At 52.3% G+C, this 520-nt stretch carries 1 tRNA gene and 1 rRNA gene; both read right to left on the reverse strand.

The features are described 5' to 3' along the window. Window positions 1-162: 162 nt before the first annotated feature. Window positions 163-239: transfer RNA gene (locus ACFOY6_RS24335), tRNA-Ile, on the reverse strand. A 75-nt stretch (window positions 240-314) separates the two neighbouring features. Beyond that, window positions 315-520: ribosomal RNA gene (locus ACFOY6_RS24340) — 16S ribosomal RNA — on the reverse strand; the annotation flags it as partial.

Below are 520 nucleotides of genomic sequence, written 5' to 3' on the forward strand. Positions count from 1 at the left end.
CCGCAGACCTCCTGCGTGCAAAGCAGGCGCTCTCCCAGCTGAGCTATAGCCCCATCGTTTGGCAACTTTCTGATACCGATAATTCGCTTTCAGACAAGACGCGAAAAGGCGACGCATAGTAAACTATGCGAGCGTTTTTGCAACGCAGTATGAAAGGGAATTTGGTAGGCCTGAGTGGACTTGAACCACCGACCTCACCCTTATCAGGGGTGCGCTCTAACCACCTGAGCTACAAGCCTGCAGAAGTTTTACTGCCCGTTTTTCTTTTCATCAGACAATCTGTGTGAGCACTGCAAAAGACCGTATCTCTAAGGTAAGGAGGTGATCCAGCCGCAGGTTCCCCTACGGCTACCTTGTTACGACTTCACCCCAGTCATGAATCACAAAGTGGTAAGCGCCCTCCCGAAGGTTAAGCTACCTACTTCTTTTGGAACCAACTCCCATGGTGTGACGGGCGGTGTGTACAAGGCCCGGGAACGTATTCACCGCGGCGTGCTGATCCGCGATTACTAGCGATTCC

Source organism: Teichococcus aestuarii (genome assembly GCF_042651065.1).
Taxonomy (GTDB): domain Bacteria; phylum Pseudomonadota; class Alphaproteobacteria; order Acetobacterales; family Acetobacteraceae; genus Pseudoroseomonas; species Pseudoroseomonas aestuarii.